We start from the raw sequence: 14,118 nt of genomic DNA on the forward strand, positions 1-14,118 counted from the left end.
GGCCGGTGCGGCGCGGGATCCGGCGGTGGGGCCTACCCTGGACCAATGCACCCTCAGCCCGTCGAACCGGAAGAAGCCGCGGAGGCCGTCGGCCCCTCGGCGGTTCCGGCGCGGGCGGGACAGGACGCCGAGATCCCGGAAGCGGGGACGTGTCCGGAACCGTCGTCGTGGACGAGCCTGCCGGAGGCGGTGCGCGAGCGGATCGCCGAACTGGCCGCGGCCGCGGTCGCGAAACTGCCGGTCGCGGACGTGCCGAGGCAGCTGCGGCCGGTCGCGAAGTTCGCCCCGGCCAAGCGCGCGAAGCTCGGCGGCACCGCGCTGCTGACCGCGTTGGGGGATTCCGCGCAGTTCCGGACGGCGGTCCTGGAATGGCTTCGGGAGCACCGGACCGACGCGCTGGACCCGAACGTTTCGGACTCCGTCGCGGCCGCGGCCGCCGCGGTCCTGCTCGGTGAATCCGGTGCGGCCGGACGCGTGCGGCTGGTCGCGAAGAACGCCGAGGAAACCGCGTTGCGCGCTGAGCGGGACGCGGCGCTGGCCCGGAACCAACGTCTGGAAGCCGAAATCGTCGAGCTGCGCGCTGAGCTGGAAGAGGCGCGCGGGGCGGTCGAGAGCGCGCGCGGCGAACGCGAGGCCGAGGTCGAGAAGCTGCTGCGCCGGCTGCGTGAGCAGGGCGTGCTGCTGCGGCAGGCCAAGGACGCGGCTGAGGCGGCGCGGACCGAGCTGGCAGACGGGGGAGCGACGCGGGAACGCGAGATCGAGACGCTGAACGTGCAGCTCGACCGGGAACGCCGCCGGGTCGCCTCCGAACGGGCCCGTGCCGAACGGGCGGTCGCGGACGCGGAGATCGCCCGGCAGTCGGCGCGCGAGGCCAGGGAGGCCGACGAGGTCCGGCTGGCGTTGCTGGTGGACACCATCGACGGCGCCGTGCACGGCCTCCGTCGCGAACTCGCTCTGGGCGACCGCGGCGCGCGGCCCGCCGACATGGTGAGCGGCGCGCGGTCCGGGCTCGGCCCAGGCGGGCGGATCCAGGACGTCACCGCGCTCGACCGGCATCTGGCGTTGCCGAACGTCCATCTCATCGTGGACGGCTACAACGTCACCAAAACGGGTTATCCGGAACTGGCGCTGGCCGACCAGCGAGACCGGCTGGTGCACCAGCTCTCGGCGCTCGCGGCGCGCACGTCGGCGGAGGTCACGGTGGTGTTCGACGGGGCAGGCGTGCTGTCGGTGCCCGCCGCGGTGCCGCGCGGGGTGCGAGTGCTGTTCTCCGAGCGTGGCGTGCTTGCCGACGACGTGATCCGGTCGCTGGTCGCGGCTGAGCCGAAGGGGCGTCCGATGGTCGTCGCGACGTCCGACCGGGCAGTCGCGGATTCGGTCCGCGCGGCCGGTGCGCACCCCGCTCCGTCGGCGGTGCTCGTCAGCCGATTGGGTCGAGTCTGAGCCTGCCCGGCGCTCGGGCCCCGGAAATTGTCGGTGGTGCTTCCTACCGTTTGTTCCCGAGGCGATTCCCGGAACCGGTCCGGGGCCTCGCGAGGTACGGAGGCACGGCGATGGGCGAGAACAAGCGGGAGCGGTTCGGGGTTGGTTCCGGCGTGGGTGCGGGGGACTCGGGCGTGGTTAGCGGGGGAGTTCGCTGTGCGGCGGGTCCGGGAGATCGGGTCGGTGGTGTCGAGGGCGGGGTAGGTGAGCGTTCTCGGCCGTCGGACGATCGGGCTGGCGGGGCGGGCGAGCGCTCTCGGCCGCTGGAGCGTCGGGTCGGCGGTGCCGATGGCGGCGAGGGCGAGCGTTCTCGGCCGCCGGACGGTCGGGCTGGTGGCGCGGCTGGGTGCTGTCGAGCACCGGACGGTCGGGCTGGTGGCGCGGCTGAGTGTTGTCGAGCACCGGACGGTCGGGCTGGTGGCGCGGCTGAGTGCTGTCGGGCGCCGGACGATCGTGCTGGCGGTGTCGACGGCGGGGCGGCTGAGCGGTCTCGGCCGCCGGACCATCGGGTCGGCGGTGTCGATGCTGGCGGCGCGGGTGAGCGTTCTCGGCCGCCGGACCGCGGTGGTCACCCGGGTGGGGCGGGTTCGGCGGTGAGTCTTGCCACTGGCGTGAATCCGGCCACGGCGCACGCGCGGGACCGGGATCTGGAAGCGCGCCGGGAAAGCGGTGTTTCGGCTGGTTCCGGCGGAAGTGCTGAGGCCGCGGCTTCGTCAAGCGAAGGCGAGCGTGCGGAAGCTGCCAGCCGGCGGCGCTCGGTGCGGCGGCACCCGGGCGCGTCGCGAAACGCGAAGCCCGTTACCTCCCGCCAGGAAGAGCGGCGTCCGGCCGGTGCGGTGGACGTCGCGGTCGAGGACATCGACACGTTCGTCGTCGATTGCGACCGGTGTGCGGTGCGCGGGGCGGCGTGTGCCGATTGCGTGGTCAGCGTGCTGCTCGGGCCGCCGGTCGGCCTTGTCTGGGACGCGGACGAACGGCGAGCTGTCGACGCGCTCGCCGAGGCGGGGATGGTGCCGCGGCTGCGCCTGGTTCCGGAGCCTGACAGTAGGTCGGCGTGACACCAGTGGGTGACACTGGCTCGCCGAGCGGTCGCCTGGGTGCGGTAAACGGTAAGTAACGGAGAGGGCCGTTTGCGCAGCCGCAGTGTGTGGCCTAAGTCACATTGTACTGCCGTGCTGGTCCGATGGTGTTTCGGCGGACTACGGAGAGTTTTTACGGGGGGCCTGGTGGACGCGCCGACGGTCTTTTCGTAACCTGGCCGAGATCTCGCGCCAGGCAGCCGTCGGACGACGGCGACGCGGGATCGCCGCCGGTTCGGCTTTGTCGGGGAGTCAGGATCGGGACCAACCACCGTGCGCGGAAAAGCTGTTGTGACACACGACGGCCGGAACGCGGACGGGGCAGCGTGCGCGAAGAGGGCCCCCGACCTCTTCCGCGCCGGGGTTCCGGCCACGGCGGCCCGACGAGCAAAGGAGACCCGCGCGGCCGTGCAGTCGCATCCAGTCAAGCGCGTGGTGTCAGGCGCCCTCGCGGCCGCCTCGGTGATCGCAATCGTCACCGCGGCGCAGCCAGCGGGCACCGCAGCCGCATCCCCCCTCCCCGTCCTCCAGGCCCCGCCGGACTCCGGTTCGGACGCTCTCGCCAAGTACCGCGATCTCGCGGCGCAGGCGGAGAAGGCGAACGAGGACCTCCTCAAAGCGAAAGACGACCTGTCCGCGCGGCAGGGCGACCTCGACAAGGCCAACGGGGACGTGGGCAACGCCCACAACCTCTCCGCGCAGGCCGCCGAGAACGAGAAGAAGTACAAGGTCGACGTCGACAAGTTCGCGAACGCGTCGTTCCTGTCCGGCGTGCAGATGAACAAGCTGTCCGCGCTGCTGGCGGGCACGTCGACGCAGGAGTTCCTCGACCGGTCGGCGGCGCTGGACCAGATCGCGTCGCAGAAGGCCGCCGCGCTCGAGAAGCTCCAGGGCGCGGTCGACCAGGCCAAGGCCGCCGAGAAGCTGGCAGCCGACGCCGCGCAGCGGGCCACCGCGGCGCGCGACGCGGCCGCGAAGCTGACCGAAGACATCACGGCCAAGAAGAAGACGCTCGACGACCAGGTCGCCGAGCTGAAGAAGACCACGTCGCAGCTGAGCCAGGCCGACCGGAACGCGCAGAAGGACACCGGCGGCGACATCTCGGTGGACCTCGCGAACGCCGGCCCGGCCGCGGCGGCCGCCGTCCAGGCCGCGCTCAGCCAGCGGGGCAAGCCCTACGAGTGGGGCGCCACCGGGCCGGGTTCGTACGACTGCTCGGGCCTCATGCTGTGGGCCTACCGGCAGGCGGGCGTCACGCTGCCGCGCTCGAGCCAGCAGCAGAGCCAGACCGGCACGCCGGTTCCGCGCAGCCAGCTGCAGCCCGGCGACCTGGTGTTCTACTACTCGCCGGTTTCGCACGTGGGCATGTACATCGGCAACGGGATGATGGTGCACGCGCCGACCACCGGCGACGTCGTCAAGATCTCGCCGCTGCAGAGCCAGTACGTGGGCGCGCGCCGGGTCGCCTGACCGGACGTTCTCGCCTCACCGGGGCGGTGCCGCATTGCGCGGTGCCGCCCCGGTGTCGTTCGCGGACGACGCCGCTGGCTTCACGCCTGGCAGACTCGACGGGCGGGCTGGGGCCGGAGGGATTCGACCCGGCCCGTGAGGCTGTGAGCCGGAGGGATTCGACTCAGCTGGCGGCGCTGCGGTCTGGAGGGGATCGACCCGGCCAGTGGGGCTGCGGGCTCGAGGGAACCGACTCGGCTGGCGGCGCTGCGGTCTGGAGGGGATCGACTCGGCTGGCGGCGCTGCGGTCTGGAGGGGATCGACTCAACTGGCGGGGCTGCGGCCTGGAGGGAATGACCCGGCCAATGGCGCTGCGGACCGGAGGGGATCGACGATGTCGCACGCGGGCGAACTGGTGACCGAGACCTTCGCGTACGACGGCGGTCGCCAGGTCACCGGCTACCTCCCGGCGGATCGGCCCGAGGCGGTCGTGTTCGCCGGTGACGGCGAGGTGATCTCGCGGTGGGGCAACGACCTCGAGGCCGCCGACGTGCCGCCCACGATGATCGTCGGCGTGCATCGCCTGGCCGACGAGACCCGGCGGCTCCAGGAGTACTCACCGGGCTTCGATCCGGAGCGGTTCTCGGCGCACGAGAGATTTTTCCGCGAGGACGTCCGCCACTGGGCGCGATCGCGGTTCGGGGCGGCGCTGCCCGCCGAGCGCACCGCCGTGTGCGGTGTCTCGGCTGGCGGAGAGCTCGCGCTGGCCATGGGGCTGCGGCATCCGGACGTCTACGGCACGGTCTTGTGCGCCTCGCCTGGGGGAGGTTATCGACCGCCTGCTGAACTGCCGGGTTCGCTTCCGCGCGCGTACTTCGTCGCCGGGACGCAGGAACCGTTCTTCCTCCAGAACGCGGTCCGGTGGGCGGACGCGCTGCGCGATGCCGGGGCTGACGTCGTCTTGAACGAGCGAGCCGGCGCGCACGGCGACGCGTTCTGGCGGGGGGAGTTCCCGTTGATGGTGGCGTGGGCGTTCGGGCGATGAAGAAGTCGGCCGGTGGTCAGGGGTGCCCGCAGAACGCACTGTCCTAGGAGAAGCGACGGGACGCTCGCTTCACCGGGCCGCCCCCGGCGAACCGCCCGTCGGTAGCCTGCGGGGGTGCTGAGGACCCTGCTCGTGACGAACGACTTCCCGCCGCGCCCCGGGGGCATCCAGAACTACCTCAATTCGCTGGCCACCCGGCTGCCCGCGGACGACCTCGTCGTCTACGCGCCGTCCTGGGAACGCAGCAGCGGTTCGCACGTCGAGTTCGACGCGGCCGCTCCGTTCGAAGTCGTGCGGCATCCGACGTCGCTGATGCTGCCCACCCCGGACGTCCTGCGCCGCGCGAAGCAGATCATGCGCGCCCGCGACTGTGAGGCCGTCTGGTTCGGCGCGGCCGCCCCGCTCGCGTTGCTCGGCCACCCGCTGCGGCAGGCCGGCGCGCGTCGGATCGTCGCTTCCACACACGGGCACGAAGTCGGCTGGTCGATGCTTCCGGGCTCGCGGCAGGCGTTGCGGCGCATCGGCGAGACCGTCGACGTGGTCACGTACGTCAGCAAGTACACCCGCAACCGGTTCGCCGCCGCGTTCGGTCGGCACGCTGGGCTGGAAATGCTGCCGAGCGGTGTCGACACCACGGTTTTCGCGCCGGACCCGGTCGGCCGGGAGGAAATCCGCGCCCGGCACGGTCTCGGTGATCGGCCGACCGTCGTGTGCGTTTCGCGGCTGGTTCCGCGCAAGGGCCAGGACATGCTGATCTCGGCGCTGCCCGCGATCCGCGAGCGCGTGCCCGGCGCGGCGTTGCTGCTCGTCGGCGGCGGTCCGTACCGCAAGCGCCTTGCCCAGTTGGCCGAGGCGCACGGAGTGACCGACGACGTGGTCTTCACCGGTTCGGTGCCGTGGGAGGAACTGCCCGCGCACTACAACGCGGGCGACGTTTTCGCGATGCCTGCCCGCACGCGCGGCAAGGGCCTCGATGTGGAGGGCTTGGGCATCGTCTACCTGGAGGCCTCCGCGACCGGGCTGCCGGTGGTCGCGGGCACCTCCGGCGGGGCACCGGAGGCGGTGCTGGACGAGGTGACCGGCCACGTGGTCGAGGGCCGCGACCCGGGGCAGCTCGCGGAGACCCTGTCGGCCCTGCTGTCCGACCCGGTCCGCGCCCGCAGGATGGGCGAGGCGGGCCGTTCGTGGGTCGCGGAGAACTGGCGGTGGGACACGATGGCGAAGCGGCTGTCGGCGCTCCTGGACGGCGATCCGGTGGCGGCGGTGCGCTGACCCGGATCAGGGTTCGTAAATCGCCGGGTGCCGCGGGTCGTCCACGCGGACCACGACGTCCGCGAGGGCGCTCGGGTCGACTTCGTTCTCGTAGCGTTCGTATGCGGGAAGCGCCCATTCGTCGGTTGCCCGGCGGCGCAGCGCACCCGGCGAAAGCCACAAATGCACCACGAAATCGAACGCCAATCCCGCGCCCAGCAAGAACTCTCCGTCCACCAGTACGACGCCGCGTTCCGGCACCGGGACGCGCGGCAGCCTGGTCGCGCGGTCTCGTTCGGCGTCCCACAGCGCGGGCAGCACTTCGCCGCTGCCGTCGTCGGCGAGCGGGTCCAGTACTTCCCGGCGCAGACCGCCCAGATCGAGCCAATCGGTATACCGCGCGTCCGGATTTTGTTTCCCGTGCTCGAAACGGAGTGACGCTGGTCGCAAAAAACCGGCGGCGGGTACGTGCAGCGCGGCCCGGCCGAGCAGCCTCAGCGGGTCGACCAGCGCTTGGGCGAGCGGGCCGGTTCCGGCTGCTCCGTCGACCGCGACGGCGATTCGTCGGCGGTGGGTGAGCGCGTCGACGCGCTGGGTCAGCTCGGCGGCGAGAGCGTCGGGGGAGATGGGGCGGTAGCGCACGATCGCATGATCCCGCACCGGTTTCCGTCGGTCCCTGATGCCATCATGGCGGCATGGCCAACGAGGAGGGCAAGACCGCGCGGAGTGGTTGGGAGACAGCGGTTTCCCGCACGATGCCGTACCCGGGCAGCCGGGTGTGGGAGTTCTTGGTGGGGGACGGGGTGGAGATCTGGCTCGGCCCGGGCGTCGAGCTGCCGCGCGAACGCGGGGCCGGATACGAGACCGAGAACGGCACGACCGGCGAAATCCGCAGTTACGCCGACGACCAGCTGCGGCTCACCTGGCGTCCGGCGGACTGGGACCACGATTCCGTGCTGGAGCTGGAGGTCGCCGACCTCGGCAAGCGCAGCACGCTGAAGATTCGCCAGGAACAGCTCGCGGACGTGGCAGAGAAGGCGGAGCAGCGGGCATATTGGAAGCAGGTGGTCGAGCGCGTCGAGGCGGCATTGGCCGAGCGCTGACCGGACACTGTTCAGGGGGTCAGCAGTGAGCGTCGACGAACAAACCGGAGAAGTCCCTTACGCGGACGAGGAATTCTGGCAGCACCCGCACGAATGGCTCGCGCAGCGGCGCGAATCCGGCGCGGTGTGCCCGATGATCGCTCGCCGCGGAATCCCGTCCTACCTGGTCGGCGGATACGAGCAGGCGCGCGAGCTGCTCAACGATCCTCGGGTCAGCAAGGACAGCGCGGACGTGCAGCGGGTGATCGCGGCGAAGATCGGGGACGGCGGCCCGGCTCCGGACTTCGGCAACGTGCTCACCCGGCACATGCTCAACAGCGACCCGCCCGTCCACACCCGGCTGCGCAAGCTGGTGAACAAGGCGTTCACCGCCCGCACCGTCGCCCGGCTGCGGCCGCGGATCCAGGAGATCGCCGATGCGCTGCTGGCCGAGATGGCGCGGCACGACCAGGTCGACCTGGTGCGGGCGTTCGCCGAGCCGTTGCCGATCACCGTCATCTGCGAGCTGCTCGGGGTGCGCGTCGAGGACCGCGGCGAGTTCACCGCCTGGTCGCACACGTTGCTGTCGTTCTCCGTGGACCAGGAGTCCCAGGCCGCGGCGGCGCGGGAGATGCAGGAGTACCTGCAGCAGCTGGTCGAGAGCAAGCGCTCCGAACCGGCCGAAGATCTGTTGTCGGACCTCGTGCACACCAGCGACGAAGGCGATTCGCTCGACGGGGACGAACTGATCTCGATGGCGTTCCTGTTGCTGATCGCCGGGCACGAGACCACGGTCAACCTGATCGCCAACGCCGCGTTCGCGTTGCTGCGCGCGCCCGACCAGGCGGAGAAACTGCGCGCGGACCCGAGCCTGATGCCCTGCGCGGTCGAGGAGTTCCTCCGGTTCGACGGGCCGATCAACTTCGCGACCCTGCGCTACACGGTCGAGGAGGTCGAGGCGGGCGGCGTCACCATCCCGGTCGACGAGTTCCTCAATATTTCGCTGCTGTCGGCCAATCGGGACCCGGAGCGCTTCCCCGACCCGGACACGCTCGACGTCACGCGTCCGCCCGGCGGGCATCTCGCGTTCGGGCACGGCATCCACTACTGCGTCGGCGCGCCGCTGGCGCGGCTGGAAGCGGAGATCGCGCTGGGTTCGCTGCTGAAGCGGTTCCCGGAGCTGAGCCTCGCCGTTGAGGCAGAGAGCATCGTCTACCGGCCGAGTTCGCTGGTGCACGGCGTGCTGGCGCTGCCGGTGCGGCCGAACGGGGCGTAGCGGCTGTCACTGCGGGGCCGCCCGCCGCCCGGTTAGGGTCGGCGGGTGGAACCCAGTGCTGCCGATCTCCTCGCCCTCGACGCCGCGCACGTCTGGCATCCGTACGCGCCGATGCCGGGCCGCGTGCCGCCCTTGCTCGTGGAAGAGGCGAGCGGGGTACGGCTGAAGCTCGCCGACGGACGGGAACTGGTCGACGGCATGTCGTCCTGGTGGGCGGCGGTGCACGGTTACCGCAACCCGGTGCTCGACGCGGCGCTGGCGCGGCAGGCCGGGCGGATGAGCCATGTGATGTTCGGCGGGCTCACCCACGAACCGGCGATCACGCTCGCGAAGACGCTGGTCGAGATGACGCCGGACGGGCTCGAGCACGTCTTCCTGTGCGATTCGGGCTCGGTTTCGGTCGAGGTCGCGGTGAAAATGTGCCTGCAGTACCAGCGTTCCCGCGGCCTGCCCGGCAAACACCGGCTGCTGACCTGGCGCGGCGGTTACCACGGCGACACGTTCACGCCGATGAGCGTCTGCGATCCGGACGGCGGCATGCATTCGCTGTGGCGCGGAGTGCTGCCGGAACAGGTTTTCGTGCCCGCGCCGCCGTCCGGTTTCGACAGCCCGGTGGATCAGTCCTATGTGGACGAACTGGCGAAGGCGATCGAACAGCACTCGGACGAACTGGCCGCGGTGATCGTGGAACCGGTGGTGCAGGGCGCGGGCGGGATGCGGTTTCACCATCCCGGCTACCTGCGCGCGCTGCGCGAGCTGACTCGTGAACACGGCGTGCTGCTGGTGTTCGACGAGATCGCGACCGGATTCGGCCGTACCGGAAGGCTTTTCGCGGCCGAGCACGCTGGCGTGACGCCCGATGTGCTGTGCCTCGGCAAGGCGCTCACCGGGGGCTACCTGACGATGGCCGCCGCGTTGTGCACGCCCGAAATCGCCGACGGGATCACGCGCGGCGAGTTGCCGGTGCTCGCGCACGGCCCGACGTTCATGGGGAATCCGCTGGCTTCGGCGGTCGCGAACGCTTCGCTCGGTTTGCTGGCTGAAGGCCAATGGCAGTCCGATGTCGCCCGGATCGAAACCGCGCTGCGCCAAGGGCTCGAGCCGGCGCGGGAGCTGCCGCACGTCGTGGACGTGCGAGTGCTGGGCGCGATCGGTGTGCTGCAGCTCGATCACGAGGTGGACCTGGGTGTCGCGACCGAGGTGGTGACGGCTGAGGGCGCGTGGCTGCGGCCGTTCCGGGATTTGATCTACGCGATGCCGCCGTACGTCAGCACCGACGCCGACCTGGCGGTGATCACGTCGGCGATGCACGCCGCCGCGGTGAAGGCCTGAGGTTACTTCGGGTTAGCCGTGGCTCCGCGTAGTGGATCTGGCTGAGTGACGCAACCCGATCGTGGGTTATTCGATAAAGATCCACTCCATAGAGTGGGACATAGCGGACATTTCACAAGGATCCCGGTTTCCTGGTGATCATGAGACGACTTGCCGTGCTTCGCCACGACGTGCCCGCCTCGCTCGTGGTCTTCCTCGTCGCGGTCCCGCTTTCGCTCGGGATCGCCCTCGCGTCCGGCGCGCCGATCGTCGCCGGGCTGATCGCCGCCGTCGTCGGCGGCGTGGTCGCCGGTGCTCTCGGCGGCTCTCCACTGCAGGTCAGCGGGCCCGCCGCCGGGCTCACCGTGCTGATGGCCGAGACGATTTCCACCTTCGGGTGGGCGGTCACCTGCCTGATCACCGTCCTCGCCGGCGCACTGCAGATCCTGTTCGGCCTGAGCCGCGTCGCGCGGGCGGCGCTGGCCATCTCGCCGGCGATCGTGCACGGGATGCTCGCCGGGATCGGCATCACGATCGTGCTCGGCCAGCTGCACGTGCTGTTCGGCGGAAAGGCGCAGAGTTCGGCGCTGGAGAACATCGCCCAGCTGCCCGCGCAGATCGCCGCCCACCACGACGCCGCCGCCCTGATCGGCGTCCTGACCCTCGCCATCCTGCTCGCGTGGCCCAGACTTCCCGCGGCGGTAAGGAAAATCCCCGGTCCGCTGGCGGCCATCGCGGTCGCGACGCTCGTGTCCCTGGCCGCCGGGATGACGCTGCCGCGCGTCGAACTGTCCGGCGATCTGCTGCAGATCCGCTTCACCCCCCAGCTGCCGGACGGCGGATGGGGCCAGGTCGCGGTCGCGGTGGTCACGATCGCGCTGATCGCCAGCGTCGAAAGCCTGCTGTCCGCGGTCGCGGTCGACAAGCTGCAGAACGGCCCGCGCGCCAACCTGAACCGCGAGCTGATCGGCCAGGGCGCGGCGAACATGGTGTCCGGCGCGCTCGGCGGGCTGCCGGTCACCGGCGTGATCGTGCGCAGTTCCACGAACGTCGCGGCCGGGGCGCGCACGCGGGCGTCGGCGATCCTGCACGGCGTGTGGGTGCTGGTGTTCGTGGTCGCGCTCGCCGGGGTGCTGAAGTCGATTCCGCTCGCCGCGCTGGCCGGGCTGCTCGTGCACGTCGGCGCGAAACTGGTGAATCCCGGACATCTGCGGCAGGTGCTGCGGCACGGCGACCTGCCGCTCTACCTGGTGACTGTCGCCGGCGTGGTCGTGTTCGACCTGCTGACCGGCGTGCTCGCCGGGATTGTGCTGGCCGTGCTGCTGATGCTGCGCCGCACCGTGTGGTCGGGCGTGCATGCCGAGCAGCACAGCGGCGAATGGCGCGTGATCGTCGAAGGCGTGCTGACGTTCCTGTCGGTGCCTCGGCTGACGAAGGTGCTCGGCACGATCCCGGAGGGGTCGAAGGTGACGCTGGAACTGGTCGCCGATTACCTCGACCACGCGGCGTTCGAAAGCCTTTCCGCCTGGCAGCAGGCGCACGAACGGACCGGCGGCACGGTGGTCGTCGACGAGATCGGGCATCCGTGGTTCGCCAAGGGCAAGGAAGGCCGTCCGACGCTCCGGCGCACCGCGGCGGCGGGCGCGATGCCGAGGTGGCTGGCCCCGTGGTCGGCTTGGCAGGCGGTGGACGTGCGGGTTCCCGGGCAGCGCACGCACCGGGGCGCGACGGAGTTCCAGCGCCGGGCCGCGCCGTTGCTCAAGGACGTCCTCAGCGGGCTCGCGCACGCCCAGCAGCCGCACACGCTGTTCATCACCTGCGGTGATTCGCGGATCGTGCCGAACCTGATCACCACGTCCGGTCCGGGCGACCTGTTCACCATCCGCAACATCGGCAACCTGGTGCCGCCCGGGCAGGCCGATCCGTCGACCAACGCGGCGATCGAATTCGCGGTCGGGGTGCTGGGAGTGCGGGAGATCGTGGTGTGCGGGCACTCCTCGTGCGGCGCGATGGGCGCGCTGGCCAGCGGTCCGCCCGCGGACACCGCGCTGGCGACCTGGCTGGTGCACGCCGAACCGAGCAGGCGGCGGGCCGGGGCGGTGACCCTCGACGGGGAACGGCCGGAGCGCGAACCGGACCGGCTGGCGTTGCACAACGTCCTGCAGCAGCTGACGCATCTGCGGCAGTACCCGCTGGTGGCCGAGGCCGAAGCCCGCGGCGAGCTGGCGCTGACCGGGCTGTACTTCGACGTGGGCGCGGCGCAGGTGTACCTGTCCGACCCGGCGACGGGGGAGTTCATGGCCGCCGGCGCGCCCGCGGCGGCCCCGGCGGGCTGACTCGGGCCCTCGCGCGTGCCCTCCGGTGCGCGCGAGGGAACCCCGAGTGTTGACATCGGGGAGCACGTCAATATCTTGATGGCTCGTGACGACGCTCGTGATGACCGGAACCGGGACCGACGTCGGCAAAACGGTCGCCACTGCGGCGATCGCGGCGCTGGCCCTCGCGCAGGGACAACGCGTGGCGGTGCTGAAGCCCGCCCAGACCGGCGTGCTCCCCGGAGAGGCAGGCGACCTCGCCGAGGTGGTGCGGCTGGCAGGCAAGGACCTGACCGTCCGCGAACTGCGCCGCTATCCGGACCCGCTGTCCCCGGAAGCCGCTTCCCGCCGCTCCGGCCTGCCCACCGTCGGCCCCGGCGAAATCGCCGCCGCCGCGAGCGATTTGGACACCACGCACGACCTCACCCTGGTCGAAGGCGCGGGCGGCCTGCTGGTCCGCTTCGACGCGCAAGGCAGCACCCTGGCAGATGTCGCGTGGTCCCTGGGCGCTCCGGTGGTCCTCGTCGCCCAAGCCGGACTGGGCACGCTCAACACGACCGCCTTGACCGCCGAAGTAGCCACCCGCCGGGGCCTGAACGTCGTCGGCGTCATCATCGGCTCCTGGCCCGCCTCGCCCGACCTGGCCGCCCTGGAAAACCTCCACGACCTGCCAGTCGCCGCTGGTGCCCCCTTGCTGGGTGTCCTCCCCGCTGGCCTGGGCGCCACAGACCGCGACACCTTCGCCGACCAGGCCCGCCTGGGCCTTTCCCCCTGGTTCGGCGGCGAATTCGACCCGGAAGCCTTCACCGCGGCCGCCTCCGCCCAAAACTGATGCCCCCGGCACTGACTCCCCCCCCGCTCACCTCGGCGACACTCCCTCCCCCCGCCTTCCCGCGCAGACCCGCACAAGGCCAAGTACCTTAAAACCCCAACTCGCCCCCACCGAGAAATCGCCCCGGTTTCTGGACTGAGCGATCCGATCGGCCCCCCGGGCCGAGCGGATCGGGAGGGAAGAAACCGGATGAAGGCGATTTCTCCGCCGCGACGAAGTCGCGGCAATCGAACAGAGCGATCGAACCCATCAATCAACACAGAGGGAGTCCCCGGTGGTCGATTCCGCGGGCAAGGCGTCGCACCGGTCGTCGGCGGTGGCCGAGGGGTGGTCGGTGCCGGTGTTGTTTCCGCCGCAGCGTCCGCGGGTGGTGGTGAAGGCCGACCTTCTCCCCGCGGTGAGCGTCCTGTCGACGGCTGCGCTGCTGGGGATTCCGATGGGGTGGTTGTGGTCTCTTCTGGCTCCGGCCGAGCGGGTGCGGGTGATCAGCACTAACGGGCAGCTGGCGCCGTTGGAGCTGGAGAGCTGGCATCGGTTCGACGATCTGGCGGTGTTCGGGTTTCTCGCGATGGCGACGGGGTTGCTGATCGGGCTGGTGGTGTGGTTCCTGCGGGAGCGGCGCGGGCCGGTGGTGCTGGTCGCGGCGGCTGGTGGGGCGTTGGTCGCGGCTTGGCTGGGGACGCAGATGGGGCCCGCGTTCGCCAATTCGAAGTATTCGGTGGACGCGCCGCCTGCGTTGGGGGCGGTGATCGAGCAGGCGCCTCGGATCGAGACGGGGTGGGTGGTGCTGGCCGCGCCGTTGGTGACTTGTCTGGTTTATGCGTTGATGACGGCTTGGAACGGGCGGGAGGATCTTGGGCGGCGGTTGGGGTGAGGCTGGGGGCTCGTCGCCTGGCGGCGACATTGCGGCCTCGGTTGCGCGGGGCACCCCGAAGCTGATTGTGACTACGGCGCGGAGGTGCTTGTCAAGGCGGGAAAGATGCCTTGACAAGCACC

General features: G+C 71.0%; 13 protein-coding genes. 12 read left to right on the plus strand and 1 reads right to left on the minus strand.

Translation table 11 applies throughout. The features are described from left to right. Positions 1-45 precede the first annotated feature (45 nt). From ACZ7SW_RS46015 to ACZ7SW_RS46040, 6 genes are all read left to right on the plus strand, one after another. Positions 46-1,443, plus strand: a complete 1,398-nt coding sequence (locus ACZ7SW_RS46015; RefSeq protein ID WP_470236698.1) for an NYN domain-containing protein — start codon at positions 46-48, stop codon at positions 1,441-1,443. Positions 1,444-1,686: 243 nt separating this feature from the next. Beyond that, positions 1,687-2,079 carry a hypothetical protein gene (locus ACZ7SW_RS46020; RefSeq protein ID WP_470236699.1) on the plus strand — a complete coding sequence of 131 codons (393 nt, stop codon included), beginning with the start codon at positions 1,687-1,689 and terminating at the stop codon, positions 2,077-2,079. Positions 2,080-2,318: 239 nt separating this feature from the next. After that, positions 2,319-2,540, plus strand: coding sequence for a hypothetical protein (locus tag ACZ7SW_RS46025; RefSeq protein ID WP_470236710.1), 222 nt, complete (start codon positions 2,319-2,321; stop codon positions 2,538-2,540). A 429-nt stretch (positions 2,541-2,969) separates the two neighbouring features. Next, on the plus strand, positions 2,970-4,031 hold the full coding sequence (locus ACZ7SW_RS46030; protein WP_470236700.1) for a C40 family peptidase: 1,062 nt from the start codon (positions 2,970-2,972) through the stop codon (positions 4,029-4,031). A 373-nt stretch (positions 4,032-4,404) separates the two neighbouring features. Then, entirely contained in the window at positions 4,405-5,055 is a 651-nt protein-coding gene (locus tag ACZ7SW_RS46035) for an alpha/beta hydrolase (RefSeq protein ID WP_470236701.1), read from the plus strand. A 114-nt stretch (positions 5,056-5,169) separates the two neighbouring features. Further along, positions 5,170-6,327, plus strand: coding sequence for a glycosyltransferase family 4 protein (locus ACZ7SW_RS46040; protein ID WP_470236702.1), 1,158 nt, complete (start codon positions 5,170-5,172; stop codon positions 6,325-6,327). Positions 6,328-6,333: 6 nt separating this feature from the next. On the opposite strand, the gene ACZ7SW_RS46045 is transcribed toward ACZ7SW_RS46040, so the two are convergent. Then, the gene (locus ACZ7SW_RS46045) at positions 6,334-6,948 is read right to left on the minus strand and encodes a nucleoside/nucleotide kinase family protein (RefSeq protein ID WP_470236703.1); all 615 of its coding nucleotides are present in this window, start codon (positions 6,946-6,948) and stop codon (positions 6,334-6,336) included. A gap of 53 nt (positions 6,949-7,001) precedes the next feature. Between ACZ7SW_RS46045 and ACZ7SW_RS46050 the strand changes: the two genes are divergently transcribed. The 6 genes from ACZ7SW_RS46050 to ACZ7SW_RS46075 all read left to right on the plus strand — a co-directional run bounded on the left by ACZ7SW_RS46050 (position 7,002) and on the right by ACZ7SW_RS46075 (position 13,996). After that, a complete protein-coding gene (locus tag ACZ7SW_RS46050; RefSeq protein ID WP_470236704.1) occupies positions 7,002-7,409 on the plus strand; it encodes an SRPBCC domain-containing protein in 408 nt (135 codons plus the stop codon). 25 nt (positions 7,410-7,434) lie between these two features. Beyond that, positions 7,435-8,664 carry a cytochrome P450 family protein gene (locus ACZ7SW_RS46055; protein WP_470236705.1) on the plus strand — a complete coding sequence of 410 codons (1,230 nt, stop codon included), beginning with the start codon at positions 7,435-7,437 and terminating at the stop codon, positions 8,662-8,664. A gap of 45 nt (positions 8,665-8,709) precedes the next feature. Further along, on the plus strand, positions 8,710-9,996 hold the full coding sequence (locus ACZ7SW_RS46060) for an adenosylmethionine--8-amino-7-oxononanoate transaminase (RefSeq protein ID WP_470236706.1): 1,287 nt from the start codon (positions 8,710-8,712) through the stop codon (positions 9,994-9,996). A 140-nt stretch (positions 9,997-10,136) separates the two neighbouring features. Beyond that, positions 10,137-12,311 carry a SulP family inorganic anion transporter gene (locus ACZ7SW_RS46065; RefSeq protein WP_470236707.1) on the plus strand — a complete coding sequence of 725 codons (2,175 nt, stop codon included), beginning with the start codon at positions 10,137-10,139 and terminating at the stop codon, positions 12,309-12,311. Positions 12,312-12,396: 85 nt separating this feature from the next. Continuing rightward, complete coding sequence (gene bioD / locus ACZ7SW_RS46070; RefSeq protein ID WP_470236708.1) at positions 12,397-13,122, plus strand: dethiobiotin synthase; 726 nt, start codon at positions 12,397-12,399, stop codon at positions 13,120-13,122. A 274-nt stretch (positions 13,123-13,396) separates the two neighbouring features. Beyond that, entirely contained in the window at positions 13,397-13,996 is a 600-nt protein-coding gene (locus ACZ7SW_RS46075; RefSeq protein WP_470236709.1) for a DUF2567 domain-containing protein, read from the plus strand. Positions 13,997-14,118 lie beyond the last annotated feature (122 nt).

The organism is Amycolatopsis sp. NPDC114484, assembly GCF_055633755.1.

What these genes read in the sequence shown, in the direction of transcription:
- ACZ7SW_RS46015 (WP_470236698.1), top strand. Translation starts at nt 46, where the DNA reads ATGCACCCTCAGCCCGTCGAACCGGAAGAAGCCGCGGAGGCCGTCGGC.
- ACZ7SW_RS46035 (WP_470236701.1), top strand. Translation starts at nt 4,405, where the DNA reads ATGTCGCACGCGGGCGAACTGGTGACCGAGACCTTCGCGTACGACGGC.
- ACZ7SW_RS46050 (WP_470236704.1), top strand. Translation starts at nt 7,002, where the DNA reads ATGGCCAACGAGGAGGGCAAGACCGCGCGGAGTGGTTGGGAGACAGCG.
- ACZ7SW_RS46065 (WP_470236707.1), top strand. Translation starts at nt 10,137, where the DNA reads ATGAGACGACTTGCCGTGCTTCGCCACGACGTGCCCGCCTCGCTCGTG.